We start from the raw sequence: 26,185 nt of genomic DNA on the forward strand, positions 1-26,185 counted from the left end.
ATCCGGAGCAGGTCGGAGGGTCTCGGCGTATTCGACATCACGCCGCCCGGGCGATGGCACGAGACCATCGAGTAACGCAAAATATACAGAAGTATAGTTCCGGGAAGTGTACTTCTGTATGATCTCCGCATGCTTGACAAGCCGGAATGGATCTTCGGTCGGGACTGGGAGTGGGAAGGCCTGTCCCTGTTCGCGTCGCGTGGGCTGACGGTGGGACCACGGCCGCGGGCCACCATGGGCGTGGTCAGCGGCAGGCGGCGGCAGGGTAAGAGCTTCCTGTTGCAATCGCTGGCGGAGGCTACGGGCGGGCTCTACTTCGCCGCGACCGAGGCCACAGAGGCCGAGTCGCTGCGTGGCTTCGCGAGGGCGCTCGACCCGCACGTGGAGCGGCGCTTCGACCCTTTCGACGACTGGAACGACGCGATCAGGCAGCTCTTTGCGGGCATCGGGGACCAACCGACCACAGTCGTGATCGACGAGTTCCCCTTCCTGGTCCGGGCTTCGCCCAGCTTGCCGTCGATCATCCAACGGGAACTAGGTCCGGGCGGCAGCGGCTTCGGCAGCGCGGTCCGACTGCTGCTGTGCGGTTCGGCGACGTCGGTGATGGGGAAGCTCCTCTCCGGCGAAGCGCCGCTGCGCGGTCGTGCGAGCCTCGAAATGGTGGTCAAACCGTTCGACTACCGCGGTGCCGCCGAGTTCTGGGGCATCACCGATCCGCGTCTCGCGGTGATGGTGCACGCGATCGTCGGTGGTACCCCCGCCTATCGGGACGAGTTCACCGGTGGCGATGTGCCCGCGAGCATCGAGGACTTCGACGCGTGGGTCTTGCGGACCGTGCTGAGTCCCAGGACGGCCTTGTTCCGGGAAGCCCGCTACCTGCTCGCCGAGGAGACCGACATCCGGGACCCGGCGCTCTACCACACGATTCTCGCCGCCATCGCCGCCGGGAAGACGACCAACGGAAAGATCTCCACCTACGTCGGGCGAAAGTCCGATCAGATCACGCACCCGCTCAACGTCTTGGACGACTGTGCCCTGATCTCCCGGGAGCCCGATCTGTTTCGAGGGAATCGGAATATCTATCGGATCACCGAACCCTTGATCGTTTTCCATGAGGCGGTGATGCGTGACCGGTGGCGCGACCTGGAAATGATGAGAGGCGAGAGCGTCTGGTCGCAAGTGCGGCCCACGTTCTTGTCCAACGTGGTGGGGCCGCATTTCGAGGGTCTGTGTCGGGAGTTCGCGTGGCGGGCGGACGACGACCTGTTCGGCGGACGTCCGTCGGAGGTGGGCGCGGGTGTCGTCAACGATCCAGGCAACCGGACACAGCTGGAAATAGACGTGGTGGTCAAGGCCGATCCGGAACAGGGTGCGCGACGGATCCTCTCGCTCGGCGAGGCGAAGTGGGGCGAGACGATGGGGGTCGGCCACATCGCGCGGCTGTCCAAGGCCCGCGACTTGCTCGCCGCGAGCGGATGGGACACCGAGTCGACCAAGCTCGCTTGCTACAGCGGGGTCGGATTCACCCCAGAGTTGCGGGACATGGCGAAGGCGGACGACAGCATCCTGCTCATCGGTCTCGATCGCATCTACGGCCTGGTGTGACCGCGCGTCCGTGAGGCCGGACCTGGGGAACGGATCTACGCTGATCGGCATGGCAGCTCTCGATGCGGAGGCTCTGCGCGCGGCTCTTGTCGCGCCCGCGGGCGCGTACGCGGCACTCGATGTGGTGGACACGACCGGATCGACCAACGCCGACCTGCTGGCCACCGCCGACGCGGCCGACCGGACGGTCCTGATCGCCGAGTCGCAGACCGCGGGGCGCGGTCGGCGCAGCCGCGAGTGGGTGTCGCCGCCGGACTCCGGTCTCTACCTGAGCGTGCTCCTGCGCCCCGACGGTGTGCCCCCGGCCCGCTTCGGCTCGCTCGCCCTCGTGGCCGGGATCGCGCTGGTGCGCGCCGCGCGGCACGCGGGGGTGACGGCGGCGCTGAAATGGCCGAACGACCTGCTCGCGGGCACGTCCATGCGCAAGTGCGCCGGCGTGCTGGCCGAGGTCGACGGCGGGCAGCACACCGCCGTGGTCCTCGGCATCGGACTCAACGTCGGACCGCTGGGCACCGACGTGCCGCCCGGCCCGGGCGGGCTGCCCGCGACCTCCCTCGCCGAGGAAGGCGGGTCGGCCGACCGCGCCGAGGTCGCCATCGCCCTGCTGCGGGCCTTCGACGAGGCCGAACGCTCCTGGCGCGGCGCCCAAGGCGACCTGGCCGCCTCCGGGCTGCTCACCGAGTACCGCAGCCACTGCTCGACGCTCGGACAGCGGGTCCGCGTCGAGATGCCCGAGGGTCATGACCTGCAGGGCATCGCCATCGACATCGACGCCGACGGCAGGCTCGTGGTGGACGCGGCGGGCACGGCGAAAACGGTCTCGGCAGGCGACGTGGTGCACCTTCGCGGCGCATGATGACAGTTTGGTGCGTTCCGCGCGCGTGAGAGCCGCGCGCCGGTACGGTAGCCGCGTCATCAGTGATGATCGGGAGGACACCGTGGCATATCCGGACGACCTGCTCAGCGACGGCGAGCGCGTCGTGCTGCACAAGCACCCGCACTGGAAGATGCTGCTGCTTCCCTACTTGGTGCTGGCGGTCGTGATCGGCCTCGCCATCTGGGGCGCCATCCTGGTCCAGGACCTGTCGTGGGCGATGATCGCGCAGATCATCATCGTCGCGGTCGCGGTCCTGCTGATCGCATGGCTGTTCATCGCGCCCTTCATCCGCTGGCGCACCACCCACTTCGTGGTCACCACCGACCGCGTCATGTACCGCGTCGGCGTGGTCAACCGCACCGGCATCGACATCCCGCTGTCGCGGATCAGCAGTGTCCGCTTCGAGCACGGCCTGATCGACCGGATCGTCGGCTGCGGCACGCTGATCATGGAGTCCTCCGCGCAGGACCCGCTGACCTTCGATGACATCCCGAACGTCGAGAAGGTCCAGACCCTGCTCTACCGCGAGGTCAACGACAACCCGAACGACGACTTCCACCGCCCCGGGGCGCCCGGCTTCGAGGCCACCCAGCAGTTCCCCGACGCGGGCGACGCCCGCGGACGCCGGTAATGGGCGCGCGCGAGGTCGGTCTGCCGACGGTCGTTCCCGCTGACGGCCTCCCCGCCAGGGTCACCATCTGGGAGGTCGGCGCGCGCGACGGCCTGCAGAACGAGCAGTCGGTCGTCCCGGTCGACGTCAAGATCGAGTTCCTCGACCGGCTCGCCGCCGCGGGGCTGTCGATCCTGGAGGCGACCAGCTTCGTGCACCCCAAGTGGGTGCCGCAGCTGGCCGACGCCGAGGACCTGTTGGCCGGATTGTCGCGGGTCGACGGTGTCCGCTACCCGGTGCTCGTGCCCAACGAACGCGGCCTCGACCGCGCGTTGGCCGCGGGCGTTCGCGACATCGCGATCTTCGGCAGCGCCACGGAGACCTTCGCCAACAAGAACCTCAACCGCTCGCTCGACGAACAGTTCTCGATGTTCGACCCGGTGGTCACTCGCGCCCGCGCCGAGGGCCTGGACGTGCGCGCGTACGTCTCGATGTGCTTCGGCGACCCGTGGGAGGGCTCGGTCGAGCCCAAGCAGGTCGCCGCGGTCGGCAAGCGGCTGATGGACATGGGCTGCTCGCAGCTCTCCCTCGGCGACACCATCGGCGTCGCCACGCCCGGCCAGGTCGAGGCCGTGATCGCGGCCGTCGCGCTCGACGGCGTCCCGATCGACGCGGTCGCCGTGCACTTCCACGACACCTACGGCCAGGCGCTCTCCAACACCCTGGCCGCGCTGCGCCTCGGCGTCACGACCGTCGACTCGTCCGCGGGCGGCCTCGGTGGCTGCCCGTACGCCGAGTCCGCGACCGGCAACCTCGCCACCGAGGACCTCGTGTGGATGCTCGACGGCCTCGGCGTCGAGACCGGTGTCGACCTGGACAAGCTCGCCGACACCAGCGCGTGGATGGCCGAGCGACTGGGCAGGCCAAGCCCCTCACGAGTCGTGCGCGCGCTGCGCTAGTCCGCGGCCCGGACCGCTGTCGCATCCGACCGCACTACTTGGAATTCCGGGGTGGCGGACTAGTTTCACCCGAACGGATGGGAACCGGGCTCGCCGCCCGACCGTCCAAACGCGCGAATGTGACGACTACACGCGGAGGTGGCTTAGGTGGCCGACCACCGAGCCCAGGTCGAAGACCTGCTAGCGGACTACCGCCGCAGTCGTGATCAACTGGCCGGCGTGCACCGCGCGCTCGCCGGCATCAGCGAGTCGGCGACCAGCCCGTGCGGGCTGGTCACGGCGACGGTGTCGGCGCAGGGCGCGCTGACCGGCCTGGAGATCGCCGACACCGCGTACCGCACCTACCGGCCGCACGAGCTGTCCACCGTGATCGTCCGCGCCGCGGCCGACGCCGCCCTCAAGGCGAGTCGCGCGATGAGCGAGGTCGTGGCCCCGGTCCTGCCCGCGGGCACCGACCCGGAGGCGCTGATCAAGGGCACCGCCGACCTCACCCCGGCGGAGACCACACCGGACCCCGTCATCGACGACGAGAGTTTCGAGGACGTCCACTGGCTCGAATCGGGGCGCTCATGACCGAGGGTTTCCGCGTCTCCGCCGACGAACTCGCCGCCAACGCGGGCCAGTTCGCCGGTCTGGCCGAACGGGTCGACGGCATCCACCGCGACCTCGCCGACCGGCTGGGCGCGCTCGGCGAGTGCTGGGGCGCCGACGCGATCGGCCTGAGCTTCGGCGCCGTCCACGCCGCCCCCGCCGACGAGACACTCACCGCATTGGGTGGTCTCGCCGGGAAACTGGGTGACGTCGGCGAACGCTTCACCGGCAATGCGACCGCCTACGCCGAGGGCGAGCAGGACAACGTCGGCAGACTCGGCTTGTAGGGGGACACGTGGGAATCGAACTGCCCCCCGAACTCGCCGCCGTCGCCACGGCCGCGGGCGTCACCTGGCCGCAGGCCGACGAGGACGCCATGCGCGAGGCCGCCCAGGCCTGGCGCGACGCGGGCACCCAGATGTCCACCCTGACCGGCGACGCCGACACGGTCGCCCGAACGACCCTGTCGGCGGTCGAAGGCGAGACCGGCACGGCCGCGGCGAACCACTGGACCCGGTTCGTGGCACCAGACACCGGCTACCTGACCGCCACCTCGCGGGACTGCGTCGGCGCGGCCGACCGGCTCGACCACGCCGCCGAGCAGGTGGGCGCGGCGAAGGTCGAGATCGTCCGCGACCTGGTGGCGCTGGCCAAGAACAGCGACGCCGCGAACCAGGCCGCCGCGGCCGGGAACCCGACCGCGATGCTCGGCTTGGATACGGCGATCAGGGGGACGGCGGTCAACGTCGCCGCCATCACGGACACCCTGATCAGCGCGGTGCAGCCGACCTCGGGACAGGACGTGTCGGCCGTCCGGGACGTGGTGAACGCGAACCCGGGTGCACATGGCGGGTCCCTGCTCGGCGGGGTCGTGGCCGGGCTCGGCCAGACGGTCCTCGGCGCGACCGGCACCCTGGTCGACACCGCCGGTGGCGCGGTTGACGGGTTGGCCCAGACGGCGCTCGGCGTGACCACCGGCGTGACCAGTGCGGTGACCAGTGGTGTGACCGACACTGTCGCCGGCGTGGCGAACACGGCCGTCGGTGGCGTGAACCAGACCGTCGGCGGCGTGACCGACACCGTCGCGCGCGCGACCCACGGAGTCGCGGAGACGGCCATGGGGGTGCCCCCCGGCCTCATGCAGGCGGCGGATGGATCGACCAGTGCCGTCGCCGAGACCGCGGACCCGGCGAACGTGATCGACTTCTACGGCGGCGACGCCAACGCGGGTACCGGACCGATCCGCCTCCCGATGGACGCGATCGCCGACGCCCCCACCCCGCCGACCGGTTTCCCCGCGGTCGCCGATGAGTCCGTGCAAGCGGCCGCCGCCGCCGCCGCCGTCCTCGACGCCCCGGCCCAGTCACCCGCCGCGCAGCCACTGCCCGGCCAACCCGCGGCCCCGAACGCGCCCGGTGTGGGAGGCGTGCCCGGTGGCGGTGGGCTCCCAGGAGCCGCGCCCGCGGGCGGACTTGGTGGCGGGCCGGTAGGCGGCGGTGTGCTCGGTGGTGGCGCTGTCGGTGGTCCCGCGGGTGGCGGTCGCCAGCAGCAGCCCGGGCCGGGACGGGAGAGCGCCGCCGTGCCCGTTCCCGACCAGCGCGGCAGGCCGGGTGCCGGGCCGGGACTGCCTGTCCGGCAGGAAGGATCGGGCAGGCAGGCGGAGGAAGCGGCAGGCTTCGGCGGGATGCTCGGCTTGGCGCCCAACCAGTACGGCGCGGGCAGGCCGCCCGTGGAGGATGCTCCGGGCGCTCAGCAGGCGAACCGACAGCTGCCCGGCGGCCACGCCGCGGCGCAGCAACCCGGCAACCACCAGGATGCGCGGTCGCGGCTGGGGGCGGGCCATCCCGCCCAGCAGCAGGACATCCAGTCTCGGCTCGGCGCCGGTCACCCGACCCAGCAGCCGGGCGCATCGCGGCCCGCCGGGTTCGTCGCCGCGGTCGAGCTGCCCGCGCCCGACCAGCATGATCACGAGCCGCCGGTCTCGACCGGCGTACTCGCCCTCTTCCTGGTCCACATGTTCCCCATCGGCCACCTCCCCAAGGCCACGAGCCACCCCGCGCGCCAGCTCCCGGCGCCGCCCCCCGAACTGGACTACGCGGCCGGCCTGCGGTTCGAGGCCGACGACCACCCCGAGTCCGGCCTGATCGACATCACCACCCGCGCGCGGGCGGCGTCATCCGATGGCACGCCCGCGCCCGCCGCGCTGACCGAGGGGTACGACCCGCTCAGCGGCGAGCATGAGCGGGACTGGGACCGGCGCTTCCTCGTCCGCGACACCCACCCCGTCGAGTACGCGTGGCCGCCCGGCGAGCTCTACCCCGAAGGTGGCAGCGCCGAGGGTGAGCCCGAAGTCCTCGCCGAGGGCACGGAGATCGACCGTTTCGGCACTCCCGAAGGCCGGGTCTTCTCCGCCGCCACCACCAGGTTCGGCGCCCGCTCGCTCCCGCCCGCGCACCTCGAAGCCGGCTACCACCGCTACCGCGTCCTGCGCCCGATCCCGGTCTGGCGCTCGGTCTCGGCACCCTGGTTCGGGCAGCCGGGAGGCGGGGAGCGGTATCGCGCGACCCAGTCGGCCGCGGACCTGCTCGCCCTCGGCTACCTGGCCGACACGACCCCCGGAGACGATCAGTGAACGCCGAGTCGATCAACGAACTGCTGCGCGCTGTCGGCATCCCGAACGGGATCGTCTCGATCGGCGTCGAAGCCGACAACACCTGGTGCCTGCTGCGCGACAGCGACGGCGACGGGTGGGAGGTGTTCTGGCGCGAGCAGGGCAACCGCTACGACTGGGCCCGCTTCACCAGCGAGACCGTCGCCTGCCACTACCTGTTCGGCAGGCTGACCTGGTCACAGGTCGTGCGCGGTGTCGTCGGCGTGCTTGAGCAGGGCGAGCGCGGCGTCGTGGACGAAGCCGTTCGTCGACAGGGCTGACCCGCCGTCGAAGGTGGGGACGCCGTTGAGGTCGGTGAACCGCCCACCCGCCTCCTCGATGAGCACCTGCAGCGGCGCGACGTCCCAGGGGTTGACGATGGCCTCGACGGCGATGTCGAGAGCGCCCTCGGCGACCAGGCAGTGCTGGTAGAAGTCGCCGAACGCGCGGCTCTCCCAGCAGGCGTCGACGAGCGCGAGGTAGCGCTCCCGCGAGTGGTAGCGCACCCAAGAACCCAGGTCCGTGGTCGACAGGTAGGCGTCTTCCAGATCGCGTACGCCGGACACGCCGATGCGCCGCCGCACCCCGTCGGTCGACATCCATGCGCCCTCGCCGCGCGCCGCCCACCAGCGCCTGCCCATGGCGGGCGCGCTGACCACGCCGACGGTCGGCGAACCGTCCTCCACCAGCGCGATCAGGGTCGCCCACACGGGCACGCCGCGCAGGAAGTTCTTGGTGCCGTCGATCGGGTCGAGCACCCACGCCCGGCCCGCGCCGACGGTGCCGCCGCGTTCCTCGCCCGCGACCGTGTCGGTCGGGAACTTCTCCGCGAGCAGCGCGCGCACCGCGTCCTCGACGGCGGTGTCGGCGTCGGTCACCGGCGTCCGGTCGGGCTTGCGCTCGACCACCAGATCGGTCGCCCGGAAGCGCGAACGGGTGATCTCGTCGGCCGCGTCGGCCAGGCGCAGGGCAAAGGTGAGGTCGCTTGACACAGGCGCGATCGTGTCACGCCTACGCTGAGCCCCGTGAGCGTGGTGCTGCTGGCCGAGGACGATGCCGCCATCGCCGACCCGCTTTCCCGGGCACTGCGCCGGGAGGGCTACGAGGTCGAGGTGGTGGGCGACGGACACCGGGCGCTTGAGGTGGCCTCCACCAGGCACCCCGACCTGCTCGTTCTCGACTTGGGGCTGCCCGGCATCGACGGCCTGGAGGTGTGCCGCAGGCTCCGCGCGGCCGGGCGGAACATCCCCGTGCTGATGCTGACCGCCCGCGCCGACGAGGTCGACTTCGTCGTCGGGCTCGACGCCGGCGCCGACGACTACGTCGCCAAACCGTTCCGGCTGGCCGAGCTGCTCGCCCGGATCCGGGCGCTGCTGCGCCGCCAGGCACCGGGCGCGATCGACGTCAACGGGGTGCGGATGGACCTCGCCGCCCGGGTGGTCACCGTGGACGGGGTGGAGATCACCCTGGCCAACAAGGAGTTCGAGTTGCTGCGGGTGCTGATCCAGCGCGCGGGCAAGGTCGTCACCCGCGACGAGATCCTCACCGAGGTGTGGAGCGATCCCGAGCTGAAGAGCAGCAAGACGCTCGACATGCACATGTCCTGGCTGCGCCGCAAGCTCGGCGAGGGTGGCCCCGGCCCGGCGGAGCGGCGAATCGCGACCGTGCGCGGCGTCGGCTTCCGGTTCAACGCCGAGTAACCATGCGCCGCCGCATCCTCCGCGCCATTCTCATCGCCGTCCTGGTCACGGCGTTCGTCCTGGGCATCCCGCTCGGCTACACGGCACTGCAGATCGTCGAGTCGCTGACCAGGGAGGATCTCGCGGGCCGCGCCCAGCAGATCGCGGCCACGCTGGACGACGAGATCGCCCACGGCCGCGGGATCGACCTGGCCGCGGTCCAGCTCGCCGTGCCCGCCAACGGCAGGCTGACGGTGGTGCTGCCTGGTGAGGGGGAGTGGACCCTGGGGCCGACGATGCCGGCGGACACCGTCTCCGAGGTCGTTCCGATCGTCGGGCAGGGCCAGGTCCGGCTCTCGGTCGACGCCGGGCCGATGCGGACCAGGCAGACCCAGGTGGCCGTCCTCGTGGCCCTGGTCGTGGCGCTCACCGTGGCCATCGGCACGGTGGTCGCGACCGCGACGGCCCGCAGGCTCGCCCGGCCGCTGCGGCACGTCGCGCAGCGCGCCACCCGCCTCGGCGCGGGCGACTTCCGGCTCGACCAGACCCGCTACGACCTGCAGGAACTCGACCTGGTCGCGGAAGCCCTCGACGCCTCGGCCACCGCGCTCGCCCTGCTCGTGCAGCGCGAGCGCGACCTGGTCAGCGATGTGTCCCACCAGCTCCGCAGCAGGCTCACCGCGCTGCAGCTGCGGCTCGAAGCCCTGGCCGCGGCCCCGGACGCGGACACCGCCGCCGAGGCCGGGGCGGCCCTGGAACAGGCCGAACGCCTCGCCGACGTCCTCGACGAGCTGCTCGCCGCCGCCCGTGAGGCCCGCGCGGTCGACGCCGAGCCGATCGACCTGTCCACCGAGCTCGCCGCCATCGCCGACGAGTGGCGCGGCCCGCTGCGCTCCGAGGGCCGGTCGCTGCGGCTGCGCCTGCCCGCGGGTCTGCTCGCCAAGGCCACCCCCGCCCGGCTGCGCGAGGCGATCGGCGTGCTGCTCGACAACGCGCTGCGCCATGGCGGCGGCACGGTGACCCTGTCGGCCCGCAACGGCGACCACACCCGCGCGGACACGGTCGTGGTGGAGGTGACGGACGCGGGCGCGGGGGTGCCGCAGGAACTGGCGCCGCACATCTTCGACCGGGGTGTGTCCGGCGCGGGCTCCACGGGCCTGGGGCTGGCACTAGCCCGGGCGCTGATCGACTCCGACGGCGGTCGGCTGGAGCTGTCCACCGCGCGCCCGGCGACGTTCACGGTGTTCCTGCCCGTCCCGAAGGCGGGCGACGTGCGGGGTGTCCGCTGGTCGACCGACGGGGCTCCGCGCTGACTCAGGAATGCCCTAGGGCTTCTTCTGGTTCGGTGTCGGGATCGTCGTCTTCGTAGACCCGGGTTCCCTTGCGCGGGCCGAGTTCGTCGGGGAAGACCCACTTCTTGAAGCCCCAGAACCGGAAGAACATCGCGAGCAGCATGCCGATGATCGACCCGCTGGCGAAGTCGGCGATCTCCTGCACGAGCAGGCTGACGTGCGGGGTCTCCAGGTCGAGCACATAGCGCGAGATGTAGGGCGGGATCAGGTTGATCGCCACGCCGCCGCCGCTGATCAGGAAGAACAGCGCGGCCTCGTGGTGGGTGTCCCGGCCGCCCCGGGTGCGGAAGGACCACTCGCGGTTGAGGATGTAGGACACGATCGTCGCCACGATCACCGCGATCGCCTTGGCGGTGATCGGCTTGTCCTCCAGCACCGTGAACTTCAGCACGTACCAGATCACGTTGTCGATGACGAACGTCGTGCCGCCGACAATCGCGAACTTGAGCATCTCGCGGTGCCTTATCAGCACCTTGCGCAGCGGCCCCGGGACGCGGGCCAGCACGGACTCGACGACGGTCACCCCAGCAGTCTACGGAGCCTCGCGCGCCGCACTCGCGGCGGTCCGGGCCAGGTCAGCTCGGGCAGGGCACGTCCCAGCGCTTCGGCCGGTGGTCGCCGCCGACGCAGTTGGGGGTCGGCATGGTGCCGGGCTCGGTCGACGGCGGCGGCTCCGGCGTGGGTGTCGTGGCCACCACCGCGGGAGGCGTCGGCGTGGGTCTCGTCGTCTTGGTCGGCACGTGGTGCTTCGTCGGCTCGACCGCGTCGGTCGTCGGCTTGGTGTTGATCACCGTGGCCGAGTTGTGGCCGGGCCAACCTGGGCCGTGGCTCCAGGGGATCCGGACGGTGTCCTGGTCGGCCGCCGTGCCCAGGACAGCGGTGACGGTGATCCTGCGCGCCTTGCCGTCGTGCGGGTGGTCGTGGCCGCGGCCGAGCCGGAACACCAAGTTGACGCCCTGGTTCGGCGCCAGCGGCTCGGTCGCGCAGTCCAGCTCCGACGGCGTCTCCGCGCACTGGACCGGCCGGGTCGAGGTGATCAGGTGCCCGCCCTCGTCCACGCCGAGCGAGACCGCTTTCGTGCTCGTGCCGGTGTTGACCACCCGGACGTTGAGCAGCACGTCCCGCTGCCACGGCCACAGCTGGGAGAACCAGCCGTCGGCCGTCGCGAGGGCGCGCACGTCGACGCCGTCGGTGGTCGCGGGTTGCTGGACCACGACCAGGACGGTGATGGTGACGGTGAGCTGCTGCCCGGCACTCACCGTGCCGGTGATCTGCCCGCCGACGGCGCCTGCATCGGCGACCAGGCGAAACAGCAGCGTGACCGAGTCGCCCGGGTTGAGGCCCTCAGCGGTCCCACAGGTGACCGACCCGGTGCCGCCGGGGCAGCGCACGGAATCGCTGCGCTGGCCGGCCTGCCGAGGCGCGTCGAAGCGCAGCAGGGCGTTGTGGGTCAGCCGGTTCGGGCCGGCGACCGCGCGGACGCCGGAGGGCAGGTTCAGGGTCGTGCTGATCGGCTGCGAGAGGCTGCCGCCGGTGTTGCGCACGGTGATCGGCAGGTCGACCGGGTCGCCGCCGGGCACGAGCGAGAGGGCTTGCGCGGGTCCCTCGGCGGACAGCCCGGCCGGGGCCGGGGTCGCCGTCGGTGTCGGCTCGGGCGGCGGCACCGCCTGTTCGGGCACCCGCTCCGGGACCGGTGCGGGCGGCGGGACCTGCGCGGGCGGGGCGGGCGCCTGGGTGGCGGGCGGTGCGGGGGGAGCAGGGGGAGCGGGCGCCGGGGCCTGGGTGGTGGGCGTGGGCGCGGCCACGGGGATCTGCTGACCGGACGGCGAGGACGCCAGGCCGACCGCGACGGCGGCGGCGAGGGCCACACCGGAGGCGGCGACGCCGAGGAACTGCCGGGGCGCGCTCGCGGCGGCCCCAGCGGCCCCAGCCGCTCCGGCGCTCGCGGTGGCGACACCGGCGGTGGCGAGGACGGCGGTCCCGGCGGCGGCCTTCGCGGCGGCCAGATAGCCGGCCGTGGCGCCCAGACCCAGCACGAGCGGGGCGACGCTGACGCGTAGGCCGGTGTTGATGTCGGACAGTTCGGCGGCCAGCGTGCGGCAGCGCTCGCACTCGTCGAGGTGGGCCTCGACCTGCGCGGTCTCCCGCTTGGACAGCCCGCCGCGCACCCACGAGCCGAGCCGGCCGGCGGTCGAGCGGCAGCGGTCGGCGGTGGTCTCGGCCAAGTGGACCTGCAGGTAGGCCTGGCGCAGGCCCTCGCGGGCGCGGTAGGCGAGCGCGGACACGCTGTTGGCGCTGAGCCCGAGCAGCGGGGCGACCTGGGCGGGTGACTGGCCTTCGATCTCGGTGTGCCACAGCACGGCCTGCCAGCGCTCGGGCAGCATCGAGAACGCCTGCGCGGCGAGGCTGCGTTCGAGGCCCGCGACCGCGGTGTCGGTGAACGGGACGCTCACCGCGTCCGGGTTGACCCCGCTGACCTGGCTGACGTCGTCGGACAGCTCGACTCTCTTGTCGCGGCGGGTCTTGTCGTAGGCGGTGTGGCGCAGCGCGGTCAGCAGGTAGGCGCGGAAGGCCGAGTCGGGCCCGCGGCCCTGGCGCAGCGTGTCGAGGACCTTGGCGAACGCCTCGGAGACGAGGTCGTCGGCCTCGGCGGAGGACCGGGCCAGCTGGCGGGCGAGGTTGCGCGCGGCGCCGACGTGCCGCTCATAGAGCGATCCGTAGGCCGACACGGTCCCGGTACGGACCGAATCGATCAGTTCGGCATCGCTCGGGCCGTCGAGTTCAGCCGGGACGGTCGACACGGTCCTCCCTAAAACGCACTGCGCGCAATCAGCATCGCCACCAAGTGTGACGGATGAGTAGGAAACCGTCACCTCTCACTCACCCGGGGGAGGGCCACCCGATTCGCCGGAATGGCGTCACGGAACGCTGTCGGTGGCGTTTCTTCCGTGGACCACCGAAGAAGGGACTCTCAGCGTGGCGGTACGAGAAGCGGGTTCACGGTGGCACCGTGGCGACGCGGACGGTACGGACCGCCTGCTCAAGGTCCTGCGGGCGCGCTGGCGCATGGCCAGTCTCGCCGCGGGCTGGCGGTTCCCGAACGACTGGGGAGTGCCCGAGGTGGATGAGGTCTGCGCGAGCGTCGTGACCGAAGCGGAGATCGCGGGGGCCCTCGCCGAGTTGGGCCGGGCCCGGGCCCGCTCCGGGGCGGGTCTCGAGGAGACCCTCACCGACCTGGCCGCCTTGCACTCCGTGGTGACCAACCCGGCCGAGGTGGGCGGCCTGGTCGTTCCCGACCCGGACGCGACCCCCAGCAGGCTGCTGCGTGCCGTGGCGGTCGCGTGGGCCGACGCCACCCTCGGCGACCTGCGCGGCGTCGAGGCGGGCGAGTCGCTGACCGGGCTGGCCACCGAGGAGTACCTGCGGGTGCGGCTGGGCGAGCTGTACCGGCTGGGCAGGCGCAAGGGCTTCCACCCGGCCGACCGGTACGTGCTGCTCGTGGTCACCCTGGACCTGGCGGAGGTCATGGGCTGGCCCCGGCTGATGGCGATGATCCTGGTCGGCGACGTCCTGCGGTCGGTCTTCGACGGCGGCGAGACCCTGGCCGTGATCGGCCCGTCGGTCGCCGTAGTCCTCGCCGAACGAGACGCCGCACTGCCCAAGCGGACCTTCGAGGCCCGCATGCGGATCGCCGACCGCCTGGCGGTGGACCCGGACCTGCGCAGCGCCCGCAGCGCCGAAATCCGCGCTGAACGCCTGCCGGGCGCCGAAGAGGCGGCCCAAACCCTCGTCCACACCGTCCGCCGCGCCTGACCCGCGAGTCGCCCCTCCCGGCAACCGAGTCGCCCCTCCCGGCAAGTGAGTTCGACATTCGCGGCGAGCCGCTCGGCGCTGAGTCGACCTACAACGCGGTGCGTCGATGGAGGCCACGGCATGAATGTTGAATTCACTTGCCGGAGAGGGCGACTCACTTGCCTGTGGGGGCGACTCGCGGGGCTGACGGATGTGTTGGGTGGGTGTGACCGGGGCGACCACTGATCCATGCGGTTGGCGGGCCTTGATCGGCTCCATGATTTGCTGTCGCGCGTGACCGCCTCTGCCTTGGACGTCCGGCCGCGATCAGCCGCAGCGGTGTCGATCTTCCCCATCGTGTGTGTGGTCGCGGGCATCGTCGGGTGGATGCTCGGCTGGCACCTCGGCGTCGACAACGCGGTCTACCGCTCCGGCGCCGTCGCCCTCCTGCACGGCGAACCGCTCTACGACCTGCCCTTCCTCAGCGACGAGCCGTCCTGGGCGCGGTTGCCGTTCACCTACCCGCCGACCGCGACGCTCATGTTCGTGCCGTTGGCGCTGGTGCCCACCCAGATCGCGTGGGGGCTGCTCGGTGCGCTGTCGATCATGGGGATGGCGTGGGTGATCAAGCTCTCCGTCGAAGCGCTGCCCAACCGTCCACAGTGGATGGACCCGGCCCGGACCACCGCCGTGCTCGGGATCGTGCTGCTGGGCATCGAACCCGTGTGGCGCACGGTGTTCCTCGGCCAGATCAACCTCGTCCTCATGGCGCTCGTCGTGGTCGACATCCTGGTCGTGGGCGCGAAGAGTAACCGGTTCGGCGGAGTCCTGATCGGAGTCGCGGCGGCGATCAAGCTGACCCCGCTGATCTTCGTGCCGCACCTGATCGCGATCGGCCGCAAAGCTGACGCCGTCCGCGCGGTCGTGACCTTCTTCGTGTTGCAGGGCTTGATGTTCGTCCTCGTCCCGCACGACGTCTTCCAGTTCTGGGGCAACGCCGTGCGCGACCCGCAGCGGATCGGGCCGATCTACTGGGCGGGCAACCAGTCGGTCAACGGCCTGCTGCTGCGGCTGACCGACAACGCCGACTGGACGCTGCGGGTCGCGCTGCCGATCGGCGCGCTGCTGGCGATCCCGTGCCTGGTGTGGGTCCGCAGGCTGCACTCGCAGAACCGGACGCTGCCCGCGCTGCTGGTGACCGCGTTCCTCGGGCTGCTCGTGAGCCCCGTGTCGTGGTCGCACCACTGGGTGTGGGTGGTGCCGCTCGTCGTGTTCCTGCTCTCGCGGCTGCCCGACCGCACACCCACCTGGCGGGAAGCCGCCGGGGTGGGCTCGGTCGTGCTGGTCTTCGCCAGCTGCGTGCTGCTGGCCATGCGCAACGGCAAGGCGGTCGAGTTCGAGTGGACCCCGCTGGAATACCTCGCAGGCAGCGCCTACCTGCTGGTACCGCTCGTGGCGGGGGCGATTGTCCTGATCAGACCCGTGCGGCGTTAGGGTTCTCGGTCGTGGACTCACGTACCGGTTTCCCCGTTGTCGGGATGGTGGGCGGCGGGCAGCTGGCCCGGATGACCCATCAGGCGGCCGTAGCGCTCGGCCAGTCGCTGCACATCCTGGCGGTCTCCGCGGACGAGCCCGCGCCCCTGGTGTCGCCCAACGTCACGCTGGGCCACCACACCGACCTCGACGCCTTGCGGTCCTTCGCCCAGGGCTGTGACGTGCTCACCTTCGACCACGAGCACGTGCCGACCGAGCACCTGCGCGCGCTGATCGCCGACGGCGTCACCGTGCGGCCCGGCCCGGACGCGCTCGTGCACGCCCAGGACAAGCTCGTCATGCGGCACAAGCTCGCCGAGCTGGGTCTGCCGATCCCCGCGTTCGCCGAGGTCACCTCGGTCGAGGACGTGGTCAAGTTCGGCACCCCCTGCGTCCTCAAGGCCGCCCGCGGCGGCTACGACGGCCGCGGCGTGTGGATGCTCGACTCCGATGCCGACGCCGCCGCGCTCGTCCCGGACCTGCTGGCCGCGGGCACGCCGCTGCTGGTCGAGGAGCGGGTCGTCCTGCGTCGCGAGCTGGCCGCGCTGGTCGCCCGCTCGCCGTTCGGCCAGGGCGCCTGCTGGCCGCTGGTCGAGACCGTCCAGGTCGACGGCATCTGCGTCGAGGTGCTCGCCCCCGCCCCCGAGCTGGCCGAGGCCGACGCGATCGCCGCGCAGGACCTCGCGCTGCGGGTCGCCGACGAACTCGACGTGGTCGGGGTGCTGGCGGTCGAGCTGTTCGAGACCGAGGCCGGGATCGTGGTCAACGAGCTGGCCATGCGCCCGCACAACTCGGGCCACTGGACCATCGAGGGCGCCCGGACATCGCAGTTCGAGCAGCACCTGCGTGCGGTCCTCGACTACCCGCTGGGCGACACCGACCCGCTCGCGCCCGCTGTCGTCATGGTCAACGTCCTCGGCGCGCCGGAAGCACCCGCCATGGGCGCCGACGAACGCCTGCACCACCTCTTCGCGCGATACCGCGACGCGCACGTGCACTACTACGGCAAGCAGGAGCGCCCGGGTCGCAAGATCGGGCACGTGACCATGCTCGGCGAGTCCATGCAGGACGTGCGCACGCGCGCCAACCTGGCCGCCCACTGGCTCTCGCACGGCGAATGGCTTGACGGGTACGAGATCCACTAGGAGTGAATGTGTCTTCCACACCCTTGGTCGGCGTGATCATGGGCAGCGACTCGGACTGGCCGGTCATGAAGCTGGCCGCCGAAGCGCTCGCCGAGTTCGACGTGCCCTACGAGGTGAGCGTCATCTCCGCGCACCGCACCCCGCAGCGGATGCTCGACTACGCCCACTCCGCCGCCGACCGGGGTCTGCGCACCATCATCGCCGGCGCGGGCGGCGCCGCCCACCTGCCGGGGATGGTCGCCTCCGCGACGGTCCTGCCGGTCATCGGCGTGCCGGTGCCGCTGAAGTACCTCGACGGGATGGACTCGCTGCTCTCCATCGTGCAGATGCCCGCCGGCATCCCGGTCGCGACCGTGTCGGTCGCCGGTGCGCGCAACGCCGGCCTGCTGGCCGTGCGCATCCTGGCGGCGGCCGACCCGGCGCTGCGGCAGCGGATCGCCACGTTCCAGGCGGACCTGGAGAAGCTGGTCCTGGAGAAGGACGCCGCCCTGCGCGCGTCGCTCTAGGAGGTTCTAAGACGCGCGTGTGGCGCGGAGGTTGTCCGTGCGGCGGCGAAATGCCCCGCACGGAGCAACTTTCGAAATCGAGGGCAACCGGGAAACCGGTGTGCGCGTGACCTTGGCGAAGTCACCAAGCCACCGAAGCCGCGGGCTCCGCGGCGGTTCCCGCACGCCCCGATTGGAAGACAGCCATGTTCCGCACCGCCATCTCGATCCTGCTCGCCTGCGCCGCCATCACGCTCACCCCGCTGACCGCCGTCGCGCAGTCCGAGCCGAAGCTGTCGGTGGAAACGGCCACGGGCAAACCCGGTTCCAAGATCACCCTGAGAACGGCGTGCGCCGGCGGCACCAACGTGGCCTCGGCCGCTGTGGACATCGTCAAGGACCAGATCGTCGGCCACAGCACTGACCAGATCTTCATCAAGTACGCGGGCACGGTTCGCGACGTGCGGCCAGGCCACTACGCAGTGGACCTTCGGTGCGTGGACGGCGTGACGAAGCAGGAGACCGGCCGCACTTCGGTGAAGTTCACCGTCCTCGGCGCAAAGCCCGCCGCACCCCCGACGACCGCCCAGCAGACGAAGGCCGTGCAGGCCGTGCGGGCCGTCGACGCCACGCCGGCGCGGGTGGTGTCGGCGCAGGCCCTGACACCCGCCCCACAGGCGGTCCCAGTGGCGGCCAAGTCCGACTTCCCGCTGGCGCTGCTCGCCCTTGGCGCGGGCGCGCTGGTCGCGGCCGGAGCCGCATCAATCCACCGTCGACGTCAGCGGGGCTGACCGACGGGGCCACCGCGGCCTTGCGCGCCTGGGGGTGCGCAAGGCCGCGTCGGCACGTCCGCTACGGCCGCATCTCGTAGCTGCCGGACAGGTTCTCCACCTGCGACCACACGTGCGCGAAGCGCTCCGCGTCGACGACCGGCTTGCGGATCTGGCTGACCGCCCACTGCTGCTGCGCCAGCGTCGTCGACGGCTTGCCGTGCAGGGCCACGGCGTAGCCGGAGAAGTCCCGCACGAAGGTGTCGAAGATCTGGTCGAGCACCAGCGGGTCCACCCCGGTCAGCTCGGCCTGCTCCAGGATCAGCTGCCCATAGACGACCAGCGTGAACAGCTCGCCCAGGGTCAGCAGGAAGTCCAGGTCCTTCTGCTGCTCGGCCGACGGCGGCGCGGTCATCAGCAGCTCCGCGAGGCCCTCGGCCTGCAGGGCGAACCGCTCGACGTTGGGCACGTGCACGAACGTGCGGTACGCCTCGCGCCAGTCGTGGAACTGGACCTTGCCCAGGCCGCGGGCCGGGCCCTGGCGGAACAGGAACTCGTCGTCCGCGGCGTCGTGGCGGGTCGGGACCGGTGGGTACTCGGTGGGCGCGAACAGGTAGTTCGGCATGAACTTCAAGATCAGCGCCAGGTTCACCGCGACGGTGCCCTCGAGCTTCGGCAGGCCGCGGATGTCGGTCGCGGCGACCGTCAGGTAGCTGTCGGCCTCGAAGCTCTTGGCCGCTACCACCTCGGTCAGCAGCGCGATGATCTTCTCCGCCTCGGTCGTCGCCTTCATCTTCGTGACCGGGTTGAACAGCAGGTAGCGGCGGTCGTCCGGGTTCGCCGAGCGGAAGTAGTCGACCGCGCGGTCGCAGAACAGCTTCGACGCGACCAGCCGCGCGTACGCGTCGACGAACTGGGCCCGCACGTGCGGGAAGTCGGTCACCGGGTTGCCGTAGAGGATCCGGTTGTGCGCGTGCGTGATGGCCTCGTAGAACGCGTGCTCGGCGATGCCGATGCCGCCGAAGCAGAGGTTGAACTTGCCGACGTTGACCGTGTTCAGCGCGGCGTCGAACGCGGCCGGGCCGGTGTGCAGGATGTCGTCGGCGGTCACCGGGTAGTCCTCGAGCCGGAACTCGGAGACGAAGATCTGCGACGGCACGACGTTCTTCACCAGGTGGTAGTTCTCGTGCCTGCTGTCGGCGACGAAGAAGACGTAGGCGTCGGGGCCCTCGGGGCCGTCGGGGCCCTCGATCCGGCCGAACACCGAGACGACCCCCGCGACGTTGCCGTTGCCGATGTAGTACTTGCCGCCGGTGGCGCGGTAGCCGCCGGCGCCGTCCGGGGTGAGGACCATGTCGGTGGCGTAGATGTCCGCGCCGTGATCCTTCTCGGACAGACCGAACGCGCACACCCCGCCGTCGGCGAGCAGCTTCGCGGCGCGCTCGCGGGCGGCCGGGTTCGCGCTCTGCCAAACCGGGCCGAGGCCCAGGATGGTCACCTGCCACGGGTACCAGTAGGACAGGCCATAGAAGCCGAGGATCTCCGACAGCGCGGCCACCCGGGCGGTGTCCCAGCGCTTGTCCGGGTCGCCCTTGGCGTCAGCCGCCGGGGTCAGGAGGGTCGCGAAGAGGTTCTCCTTGGCGGCGAACTCAAGGAAGTCCGCGTGGAACTCCTTCGCGTGGAACTTCTCGACGAGCGTCCGCTTGCCGCGCTGCTCGAACCAGTCGATAGTCGCGCGCAGCAGCCTGCGGGTCTCCGCGTCGAAGTGTCGCGGGTCATAGTCCGAGGGGTTGAACAGCAGACTTGTCATGGGGGTTAAGTTACCCGGTGGTAACTTTGTTGGGAAGCGGTGCGGCAAGACACAAGGACATCCAAGTAAACGCGTACTAACATCGTTCGTGGACTCAACGATTTCCTGGAGGTAAGACGTGGACGCGGGCTTCGGTCTCTACCAGCTCGGCGACGAGCACAACGCGCTGCGCGAGGCCGTGCGCGACCTGGCGGAGAAGGAGATCGCGCCGCACGCGGCCGACGTCGACGAGAACGAGCGGTACCCGATCGAGGCGCAGAAGGCGCTGACCAAGGCGGGCTTCGCGGCCCCGCACATCCCCGAGGCCTACGACGGCCAGGGTGCGGACTCGGTCGCGACGAACATCGTCATCGAGGAAGTCGCCCGCGTGTGCGCGTCCTCGTCGCTGATTCCCGCGGTCAACAAGCTCGGCACGATGAACCTGATCCTCGGTGGGTCCGAGGAGCTCAAGAAGATCGTCCTCCCGTCCATCGCCGCAGGCGAGATGGCCTCCTACGCCCTCTCGGAGCGCGAGGCGGGCTCGGACACCGCGTCGATGCGCACTCGCGGCAGGCTGGATGGCGACCACTGGGTCCTCAACGGCACGAAGTGCTGGATCACCAACGCGGGCGAGTCCAGCTGGTACACGGTCATGGCGGTGACGGACCCGAATGCCGACCGCCCGGCCAACGGCATCTCCGCGTTCATGGTCCACAAGGACGACCCGGGCTTCGTCGTGGGGCCGAAGGAGCGCAAGCTCGGCATCAAGGGCTCGCCCACCCGCGAGATCTACTTCGAGGACTGCACGATCCCGGAGAACCGCATCATCGGTGACCCGGGTCAGGGCCTCAAGCTGGCGTTCAAGACCCTGGACCACACCCGCCACTCCATCGGCGCCCAGGCCCTCGGTATTGCCCAGGGTGCACTGGACGCGTCGATCACCTACGTGCGTGACCGCAAGCAGTTCGGCAAGGCCATCGCCGAGTTCCAGGGCGTCCAGTTCATGATCGCCGACATGGCCATGAAGATCGAGGCCGCCCGCCACCTGGTCTATGCGGCCGCCGCCAAGGTCGAACGCGGCGAACCGGATGCGAGCTTCGCGTCGAGCGCCGCCAAGACGTTCGCGTCCGACACCGCCATGTCGGTCACGACGGATGCGGTGCAGTTGTTCGGCGGCGCCGGCTACACCCGCGACTTCCCCGTCGAACGCATGATGCGCGACGCGAAGATCACCCAGATCTATGAGGGAACGAACCAGATCCAGCGCATGGTCATGGCCCGACAGCTCCTCAAGGGCTAAAGAGCAGGCCTCGTCAGCCCCGGCCGAGAATCTTCGGCCGGGGCTGACGCGCATCCAAACCAGGACGGCATCCCACAAAGGACGCCCGACCCCGGACGAGTGAACAGCAGGATGGACGGCTCTCCCGCGTCGAGCACGAGGTCGAGTCCGGCTTGGAATCCACCCAAGGTTTAGGACCGAAGCTGTCCGGAAGGTGTCCTATCGTTTCCAGCAACAGCAAACGAGAGAGGCCACCGAGATGACCACCTCCCAGCCCACCCCCACCCTGACCGGAGAGCGCGCGGACTTGCTGCAGACCCTGGGCAAGCACCGGGGTTTCCTCCTCTTCACCGTCCAGAACGTCACCGAAGAGCAGGCCAAGCTGCGCACCACGGTCAGTGAGCTGACGCTGGGTGGGCTGATCAAGCACGTCGCCGAGGTGGAGGAGAAGTGGGCGCGGTTCATCGTCGACGGGCCAGTTGTGATGGCCGGCGGAGGTGAGGACTGGGCGAACGCGCTCCGGTTGGCCGAAGGAGAGACCCTCGCCGAGCAGGTGGTCAGGTACCAGGAAGTCGCCCGCAAGACCGACGAGTTGGTCGCCTCGTTGCCGGATCTGGACGTCTCGCACCCGCTGCCTGAGGCACCGTGGTTCGAGAAGGGTGCCAGGTGGTCGGCGCGGCGGGTGTTGTTGCACATCATTGCGGAGACGTCGCAGCACGCCGGGCACGCGGACATCATTCGCGAAGCGCTGGACGGGCAGAAGAGCATGGGCTGACCCACCGCGAGTCGCCCCCTCAGGCAAGTGAGTCGCCCCCTCAGGCAAGTGAGTCGCACGTTCGGCACGCGCGAATGTTGAACTCGGTTGCCGGGAGGGGCGACTCATTTGCTGGGAGGGGCGACTCGCGGGGGTGGACGGGGGGTGGTTCGGGGGTAAGACTGGGGGCGTGGCGGAGACCAGGTTTGGGAGTTGCACGCTGTGTGAGGCGCTCTGTGGTCTGGAGTTCCAAGTGGACTCTGGGCGGGTGCTCTCGATCAAGGGTGACCGGCTTGACCCGTTGTCGCGGGGGCACATTTGCCCTAAAGGTGTTGCTTTGCAAGATATTCATGAGGGTGAGCGACTGCGGACGCCGGTCAGGAAGACCGACGGTGGGTGGGAGGAGATCTCCTGGGAGGACGCCTTCGATCTGGTTGTCGAGCGGCTGGCGGCCATCAGGAACGAGCACGGGCGTAACGCGGTCGGGGTGTATCTGGGCAACCCGACGGTCCACAGCCTTGGGGCGTTGACGCATGGGACGACGTTTCTCTCGCTGCTGCGCACCCGCAACCGGTTCTCCGCGACCTCGGTCGACCAGTTGCCGCATCAGCTTGTCGCGTCGCTGATGTTCGGGCATCAGTTCCTGATTCCCATCCCGGACATCGACCGCACCGACTTCTTCCTGGTCATCGGCGCGAATCCGATGGTGTCCAACGGAAGCATCATGACCGTGCCCGACTTCGCCCGCCGTCGGGCGGAGTTGCGTGAGCGGGGTGGGCGGATGGTTGTGGTCGACCCCAGGCGCACCGAGACCGCGAAGATCGCGGACGAGCACCACTTCATTCGGCCGGGTACCGACGCGGCGCTGCTGCTGGCGATGGTGAAGGTTGTCCTTGAGAAGGTGGAGGGCTACGACGAGGTGCGGGAGATCGTCGAGCCGGTCACCGTGGAGTGGGCCGAATCCGTCACGGGCGTGCAAGGAATCCGCGAGCTGGCGCAGGACTTCCAGGCCGCGGACACCGCGGTCGCCTACGGCCGCACGGGTGTGTCGACGCAGGCCCATGGCGCGGTGTGTCAGTGGGCGATCCAGGTCCTCAACATCATCACCGGCAACCTCGACCGGCCCGGTGGCGCGATGTTCACCAAACCTGCGGTGGACTTGCTGCGGCTCACCTCGCCCGGTGGGCGGGACCGGTGGCGCAGCTCGGTCCGGGGGCTCCCGGAGTTCGCGGGTGAGCTGCCGGTGGCCGCCCTCGCCGAGGAGATCGGTGGGATACGGGCGATGGTCGTGTCCGCGGGCAACCCGGTTCTGTCCACTCCGGACGGCAAGAAGCTCGACAAAGCCTTGGCAACGCTCGATTTCATGGTCGCCATCGACCCGAAAATCAACGAGACGACCAAGCACGCCGACGTGATCCTGCCGCCGACGACCGCGCTCGAACGTGACCACTACGACCTGGTCTTCCACGCCCTCGCGGTCCGCAACACCACGAAGTTCTCCCCGGCGCTGTTCCCCAAGCCTGCGACCAGTCGGCACGACTGGGAGATCTTCCGCGAACTCGGCCTGCGCTACGCGAAGCGGTTCCGGGACAAGTGGATCAAGGCGCAGCTGCTGCGGCTCTCGCCGACGCGGATCGTGGACCTGTTGCTGCGAACGGGATCACGCCATCTATCCATCAACAAGCTCAAGAAGCACCCACACGGCTTGGATCTGGGACCACTTACCCCGCGTGGGCAGGAGAAGATCGAGATCGCGCCGAAGGTCCTCGCCGACGCCGCCCGTGAAGTCACGGAAATGCCTGTGCCGCAAGGTCTTCTGCTGATCGGACGCAGGCACCTGCGGGCCAACAACTCGTGGATGAACGACATTCCCCGCCTGACCAAAGGCAAAGCGCGCAACCACCTGCTCATGCACCTCGAAGACCTGAAGGAGCACGGTCTCAGCGACGGCGACTCAGTCAAAGTCCGGTCCGCCGCGGGCGAAGTCACCGTCACGGTCACCGCCACCGAGGACATCATGCCCGGAGTCGTCAGCCTGCCGCACGGCTACGCGGAGGCCAGCGCCAACGACCTGACCGACCCGGCCGTGCTCGACGTGAGCGGGAACGCCGTGCTCAACGGCGTTCCCGTCACCGTGTCAGCGGCCTGAGTTCATCCGGCTCGACGCGATCCGCACGAGCGGCTGGTAGAAGGAGCCGAAGATCCGCGGCAGCGCGTCGATCGCGTAGGCGTCCGCGCCGATGAGGATGCGGGCCCGGTCGCGCTTGACGCCGTTGAGGATCGTGCGGGCCGCGCTCTCCGGGGACGTCATCGCGACCTTGTCCAGCGCCTTCACGAAAGCGGCGGCGTCGTCCGGGTTGGACACGCGGCCGTTGCGGGCGATGTTGGTCTTGATGCCGCCCGGGTGCACGCACGACACCCCGACCTTGGTCCCCTCGATCTGCATCTCCTGCCGCAGCGCCTCGGTGAAGCCGCGGACCGCGAACTTAGCCGCGTTGTACGCGCTCTGCGTCGGCACACCGATCAGCCCGAACACACTGGAGATGTTCACCAGGTGCCCGCGCGAGGCGACCAGGTGCGGCAGGAACGCACGCGAACCATGGGCGACGCCCCAGAAGTCGACGTCCATGATCCAGCGCATGTCCTCATCGGACATCTGCGCGACCGTGCCCTGCAGTGCGACACCCGCGTTGTTGACGACCAGGTCGACCTTGCCGAAGTCGGCCGCGACCTGCTCGGCGTGGGCGTAGATGGCGTCCCGGTCGGCGACATCGAGCTTGTACGTGCGGACCTCGCCGCCCGCCAGGGTCGCCGTCTCCGCCAGCCCGGCCACGTCGATGTCGGAGGCGGCGACCTTCGCGCCTTCGGCGACCAGGGCGACGACGAGCGCGCGGCCGATGCCGGAGCCCGCCCCGGTGACCACTGCGACCTTGCCCGTGAACGACCTCACCGATGCCTCCTGAGTTGTTAACTTTCGAGTAACCTACTGGAAGTAAGTTAGCTGGGCAAGGGCCTCGTCGACCGACGACGCCGGGTCGACCACCGGAAACTGGACCGCGCGCACGGTCCGGGCCGGGTCGACGACGAGCCCTCGATCGTCGGCCGCGACGAGCTGACCGCCCGCAACAGCCTGGTCTCCGGCACGCACTCGGTCACCAGCCTCGGCGGGCCCAGCCTTGCCGGCGTTGTCGTCCAACTCATCGGCGCCGTGCCCACCCTGCTCATCGACGCGGTCAGCTTCCTGACCTCCGCGGTCCTCCTGCGGGGGCTGCCCAAGGCGAGCGCTCCGCGGGTCGAGGACCGGCCGGGCATGGCCGCGATGATCCGCGAAGGCTGGCGGTTCGTGGTCGGCCACCCGGTCATGCGGCCGTGCATGTTCGCCGCGACCCCGAGCAACTTCGCCAACGGTGCGCTGATGGCGCTCATCCCGGTGTTCCTGGTCCGGGACCTGTTCGCCTCACCGGTGCTTGTCGGTCTGACGGACACGCGCACCGCGCTGGTCGTGTTCTGCGGAATGACTTTGGTGGACCCGGCGTTGCTGTGGTTCAGCAAGGTTCGTCACCTGCGCGAACTGGCCGACGAGCCGGTTCCCGCCTGACCCGCGAGGGGTGTGTCAGGCGAACAGGTCGATGGTGGTTCGCTCCGCCGCGCGGTGGGCGTCGAGACGGGCCGGGTCGGCGTTGCTGACCTGGACGATCGAGCCGCCCACCGCCAGCGGTGCGACCAGTGCCGCGAGCAGCCCATCGGGTAGCGCCCACTCCCGCGTGCACAGAACCCGCGCCCCCGCACCGTATTCGGCGCCGATCCGCCGCGCCGCTGCCAGCACCTCGTCCACAGTGGACCCCATCAGCGCGGGCGTCGAGCCATCCACAATGGACCCGAAATAGTCGTCGCCGAACATTCGGGCCTCACCGACGAAGTCAGTCATCCCGTCGGTCGACCCGCCCAGGTCGCGCCCCATCGGGTCCAGCGACACCGCCGCGACGGTGCCTGAAACCGGGTCACCGGACGCGGACTTGCCAGGCGCCACGAAAGTGAGCACGGGGTCCTCGTCGGTGATGTGCGCTCCGCACCACCAGGCGCCCAGCAGGATGCCCGCGGTCTGCCAGTGCGCGGGCAGCCGCACCGACACCGGCGTGCCCGGCTCGACGTCATGCTCCTCGACCAGCCAGTTCGCCGTCTTCGCCGCCCAGTTCGTCACCGTCGCCACCGACAACTCGACCCGGCCGCCCACCGCGTCGTCGTAGTGGGTGATCAGCGGCTTCGCCGAGGCGGCCCGCAGCGGGCGCAGCAGGAGTTCGGTCAGGCTCACAGG

The 26,185-nt window shown here is 70.4% G+C and carries 26 protein-coding genes; 19 read left to right on the plus strand and 7 right to left on the minus strand.

Annotated elements, in window-relative coordinates:
* Nucleotides 1-129: 129 nt before the first annotated feature.
* The 8 genes from ACUZ2Y_RS24250 (at nt 130) to ACUZ2Y_RS24285 (ending at nt 7,573) form a co-directional block, all read left to right on the plus strand.
* Nucleotides 130-1,605: an ATP-binding protein gene (locus ACUZ2Y_RS24250; protein WP_476322753.1), complete on the plus strand. Its 1,476-nt coding sequence runs from the start codon at nt 130-132 to the stop codon at nt 1,603-1,605.
* Between the two features lie 49 nt (nt 1,606-1,654).
* Nucleotides 1,655-2,461 carry a biotin--[acetyl-CoA-carboxylase] ligase gene (locus ACUZ2Y_RS24255; protein ID WP_476322756.1) on the plus strand — a complete coding sequence of 269 codons (807 nt, stop codon included), beginning with the start codon at nt 1,655-1,657 and terminating at the stop codon, nt 2,459-2,461.
* A gap of 82 nt (nt 2,462-2,543) precedes the next feature.
* The gene (locus ACUZ2Y_RS24260) at nt 2,544-3,113 is read left to right on the plus strand and encodes a PH domain-containing protein (RefSeq protein ID WP_476322759.1); all 570 of its coding nucleotides are present in this window, start codon (nt 2,544-2,546) and stop codon (nt 3,111-3,113) included.
* Nucleotides 3,113-4,051: a hydroxymethylglutaryl-CoA lyase gene (locus ACUZ2Y_RS24265; RefSeq protein ID WP_476322762.1), complete on the plus strand. Its 939-nt coding sequence runs from the start codon at nt 3,113-3,115 to the stop codon at nt 4,049-4,051. The genes ACUZ2Y_RS24260 and ACUZ2Y_RS24265 overlap by 1 nt, the downstream gene beginning before the upstream one ends.
* 147 nt (nt 4,052-4,198) lie before the next feature.
* Entirely contained in the window at nt 4,199-4,624 is a 426-nt protein-coding gene (locus ACUZ2Y_RS24270) for a YbaB/EbfC family nucleoid-associated protein (RefSeq protein ID WP_476322765.1), read from the plus strand.
* On the plus strand, nt 4,621-4,929 hold the full coding sequence (locus tag ACUZ2Y_RS24275) for a WXG100 family type VII secretion target (RefSeq protein WP_476322768.1): 309 nt from the start codon (nt 4,621-4,623) through the stop codon (nt 4,927-4,929). Before ACUZ2Y_RS24270 ends, ACUZ2Y_RS24275 begins: the two co-directional genes overlap by 4 nt.
* An 8-nt stretch (nt 4,930-4,937) precedes the next feature.
* Nucleotides 4,938-7,274: a glycohydrolase toxin TNT-related protein gene (locus ACUZ2Y_RS24280; protein WP_476322771.1), complete on the plus strand. Its 2,337-nt coding sequence runs from the start codon at nt 4,938-4,940 to the stop codon at nt 7,272-7,274.
* Entirely contained in the window at nt 7,271-7,573 is a 303-nt protein-coding gene (locus tag ACUZ2Y_RS24285) for a hypothetical protein (protein WP_476322774.1), read from the plus strand. The genes ACUZ2Y_RS24280 and ACUZ2Y_RS24285 overlap by 4 nt, the downstream gene beginning before the upstream one ends.
* On the opposite strand, the gene hisN is transcribed toward ACUZ2Y_RS24285, so the two are convergent.
* Nucleotides 7,490-8,284 (minus strand): histidinol-phosphatase, encoded by a 795-nt coding sequence (hisN, locus tag ACUZ2Y_RS24290; protein ID WP_476322777.1) that lies wholly within the window; start codon nt 8,282-8,284, stop codon nt 7,490-7,492. The genes ACUZ2Y_RS24285 and hisN overlap by 84 nt on opposite strands.
* 33 nt (nt 8,285-8,317) lie before the next feature.
* On the opposite strand from hisN, the gene ACUZ2Y_RS24295 reads away from it, so the two are divergent.
* Together ACUZ2Y_RS24295 and ACUZ2Y_RS24300 are read left to right on the plus strand one after the other, a co-directional pair.
* The gene (locus ACUZ2Y_RS24295) at nt 8,318-8,992 is read left to right on the plus strand and encodes a response regulator transcription factor (protein ID WP_476322780.1); all 675 of its coding nucleotides are present in this window, start codon (nt 8,318-8,320) and stop codon (nt 8,990-8,992) included.
* 2 nt (nt 8,993-8,994) lie between these two features.
* Nucleotides 8,995-10,284 (plus strand): ATP-binding protein, encoded by a 1,290-nt coding sequence (locus ACUZ2Y_RS24300; RefSeq protein ID WP_476322783.1) that lies wholly within the window; start codon nt 8,995-8,997, stop codon nt 10,282-10,284.
* 1 nt (nt 10,285) lies between these two features.
* Here ACUZ2Y_RS24300 and ACUZ2Y_RS24305 read toward each other — a convergent pair whose 3' ends face one another.
* Both ACUZ2Y_RS24305 and ACUZ2Y_RS24310 read right to left on the minus strand, forming a co-directional pair.
* On the minus strand, nt 10,286-10,846 hold the full coding sequence (locus ACUZ2Y_RS24305; RefSeq protein ID WP_476322786.1) for a GtrA family protein: 561 nt from the start codon (nt 10,844-10,846) through the stop codon (nt 10,286-10,288).
* A gap of 52 nt (nt 10,847-10,898) precedes the next feature.
* Entirely contained in the window at nt 10,899-13,124 is a 2,226-nt protein-coding gene (locus ACUZ2Y_RS24310; RefSeq protein WP_476322789.1) for a sigma-70 family RNA polymerase sigma factor, read from the minus strand.
* 175 nt (nt 13,125-13,299) lie between these two features.
* Between ACUZ2Y_RS24310 and ACUZ2Y_RS24315 the strand changes: the two genes are divergently transcribed.
* The 5 genes from ACUZ2Y_RS24315 to ACUZ2Y_RS24335 all read left to right on the plus strand — a co-directional run bounded on the left by ACUZ2Y_RS24315 (nt 13,300) and on the right by ACUZ2Y_RS24335 (nt 18,069).
* Nucleotides 13,300-14,136 carry a GGDEF domain-containing protein gene (locus ACUZ2Y_RS24315; RefSeq protein ID WP_476322792.1) on the plus strand — a complete coding sequence of 279 codons (837 nt, stop codon included), beginning with the start codon at nt 13,300-13,302 and terminating at the stop codon, nt 14,134-14,136.
* Nucleotides 14,137-14,409: 273 nt separating this feature from the next.
* Nucleotides 14,410-15,609, plus strand: coding sequence for a glycosyltransferase 87 family protein (locus ACUZ2Y_RS24320; protein ID WP_476322795.1), 1,200 nt, complete (start codon nt 14,410-14,412; stop codon nt 15,607-15,609).
* A gap of 11 nt (nt 15,610-15,620) precedes the next feature.
* A complete protein-coding gene (locus tag ACUZ2Y_RS24325) occupies nt 15,621-16,793 on the plus strand; it encodes a 5-(carboxyamino)imidazole ribonucleotide synthase (protein WP_476322798.1) in 1,173 nt (390 codons plus the stop codon).
* Between the two features lie 38 nt (nt 16,794-16,831).
* Complete coding sequence (purE, locus tag ACUZ2Y_RS24330; RefSeq protein ID WP_476332047.1) at nt 16,832-17,299, plus strand: 5-(carboxyamino)imidazole ribonucleotide mutase; 468 nt, start codon at nt 16,832-16,834, stop codon at nt 17,297-17,299.
* Between the two features lie 185 nt (nt 17,300-17,484).
* Entirely contained in the window at nt 17,485-18,069 is a 585-nt protein-coding gene (locus ACUZ2Y_RS24335) for a hypothetical protein (protein ID WP_476322801.1), read from the plus strand.
* Between the two features lie 61 nt (nt 18,070-18,130).
* Here ACUZ2Y_RS24335 and ACUZ2Y_RS24340 read toward each other — a convergent pair whose 3' ends face one another.
* The gene (locus tag ACUZ2Y_RS24340; RefSeq protein ID WP_476322804.1) at nt 18,131-19,858 is read right to left on the minus strand and encodes an acyl-CoA dehydrogenase family protein; all 1,728 of its coding nucleotides are present in this window, start codon (nt 19,856-19,858) and stop codon (nt 18,131-18,133) included.
* Between the two features lie 118 nt (nt 19,859-19,976).
* On the opposite strand from ACUZ2Y_RS24340, the gene ACUZ2Y_RS24345 reads away from it, so the two are divergent.
* The 3 genes from ACUZ2Y_RS24345 to ACUZ2Y_RS24355 all read left to right on the plus strand — a co-directional run bounded on the left by ACUZ2Y_RS24345 (nt 19,977) and on the right by ACUZ2Y_RS24355 (nt 24,019).
* Nucleotides 19,977-21,137 (plus strand): acyl-CoA dehydrogenase family protein, encoded by a 1,161-nt coding sequence (locus tag ACUZ2Y_RS24345; protein WP_476322807.1) that lies wholly within the window; start codon nt 19,977-19,979, stop codon nt 21,135-21,137.
* 238 nt (nt 21,138-21,375) lie between these two features.
* The gene (locus ACUZ2Y_RS24350; protein ID WP_476322809.1) at nt 21,376-21,891 is read left to right on the plus strand and encodes a DinB family protein; all 516 of its coding nucleotides are present in this window, start codon (nt 21,376-21,378) and stop codon (nt 21,889-21,891) included.
* 169 nt (nt 21,892-22,060) lie between these two features.
* Nucleotides 22,061-24,019, plus strand: coding sequence for a molybdopterin-dependent oxidoreductase (locus ACUZ2Y_RS24355; protein ID WP_476322812.1), 1,959 nt, complete (start codon nt 22,061-22,063; stop codon nt 24,017-24,019).
* Here ACUZ2Y_RS24355 and ACUZ2Y_RS24360 read toward each other — a convergent pair.
* Both ACUZ2Y_RS24360 and ACUZ2Y_RS24365 read right to left on the minus strand, forming a co-directional pair.
* Entirely contained in the window at nt 24,008-24,820 is an 813-nt protein-coding gene (locus tag ACUZ2Y_RS24360) for an SDR family NAD(P)-dependent oxidoreductase (protein ID WP_476322815.1), read from the minus strand. The two genes, ACUZ2Y_RS24355 and ACUZ2Y_RS24360, sit on opposite strands and share 12 nt — an antisense overlap.
* 33 nt (nt 24,821-24,853) lie before the next feature.
* Nucleotides 24,854-25,066, minus strand: a complete 213-nt coding sequence (locus ACUZ2Y_RS24365; RefSeq protein WP_476322818.1) for a hypothetical protein — start codon at nt 25,064-25,066, stop codon at nt 24,854-24,856.
* On the opposite strand from ACUZ2Y_RS24365, the gene ACUZ2Y_RS24370 reads away from it, so the two are divergent.
* Nucleotides 25,001-25,468: an MFS transporter gene (locus ACUZ2Y_RS24370; RefSeq protein WP_476332049.1), complete on the plus strand. Its 468-nt coding sequence runs from the start codon at nt 25,001-25,003 to the stop codon at nt 25,466-25,468. The two genes, ACUZ2Y_RS24365 and ACUZ2Y_RS24370, sit on opposite strands and share 66 nt — an antisense overlap.
* Nucleotides 25,469-25,483: 15 nt before the next feature.
* On the opposite strand, the gene ACUZ2Y_RS24375 is transcribed toward ACUZ2Y_RS24370, so the two are convergent.
* Nucleotides 25,484-26,182, minus strand: coding sequence for a TIGR03089 family protein (locus tag ACUZ2Y_RS24375; RefSeq protein ID WP_476322821.1), 699 nt, complete (start codon nt 26,180-26,182; stop codon nt 25,484-25,486).
* Between the last annotated feature and the right edge of the window lie 3 nt (nt 26,183-26,185).

This window comes from Actinokineospora sp. UV203 (genome assembly GCF_056323665.1).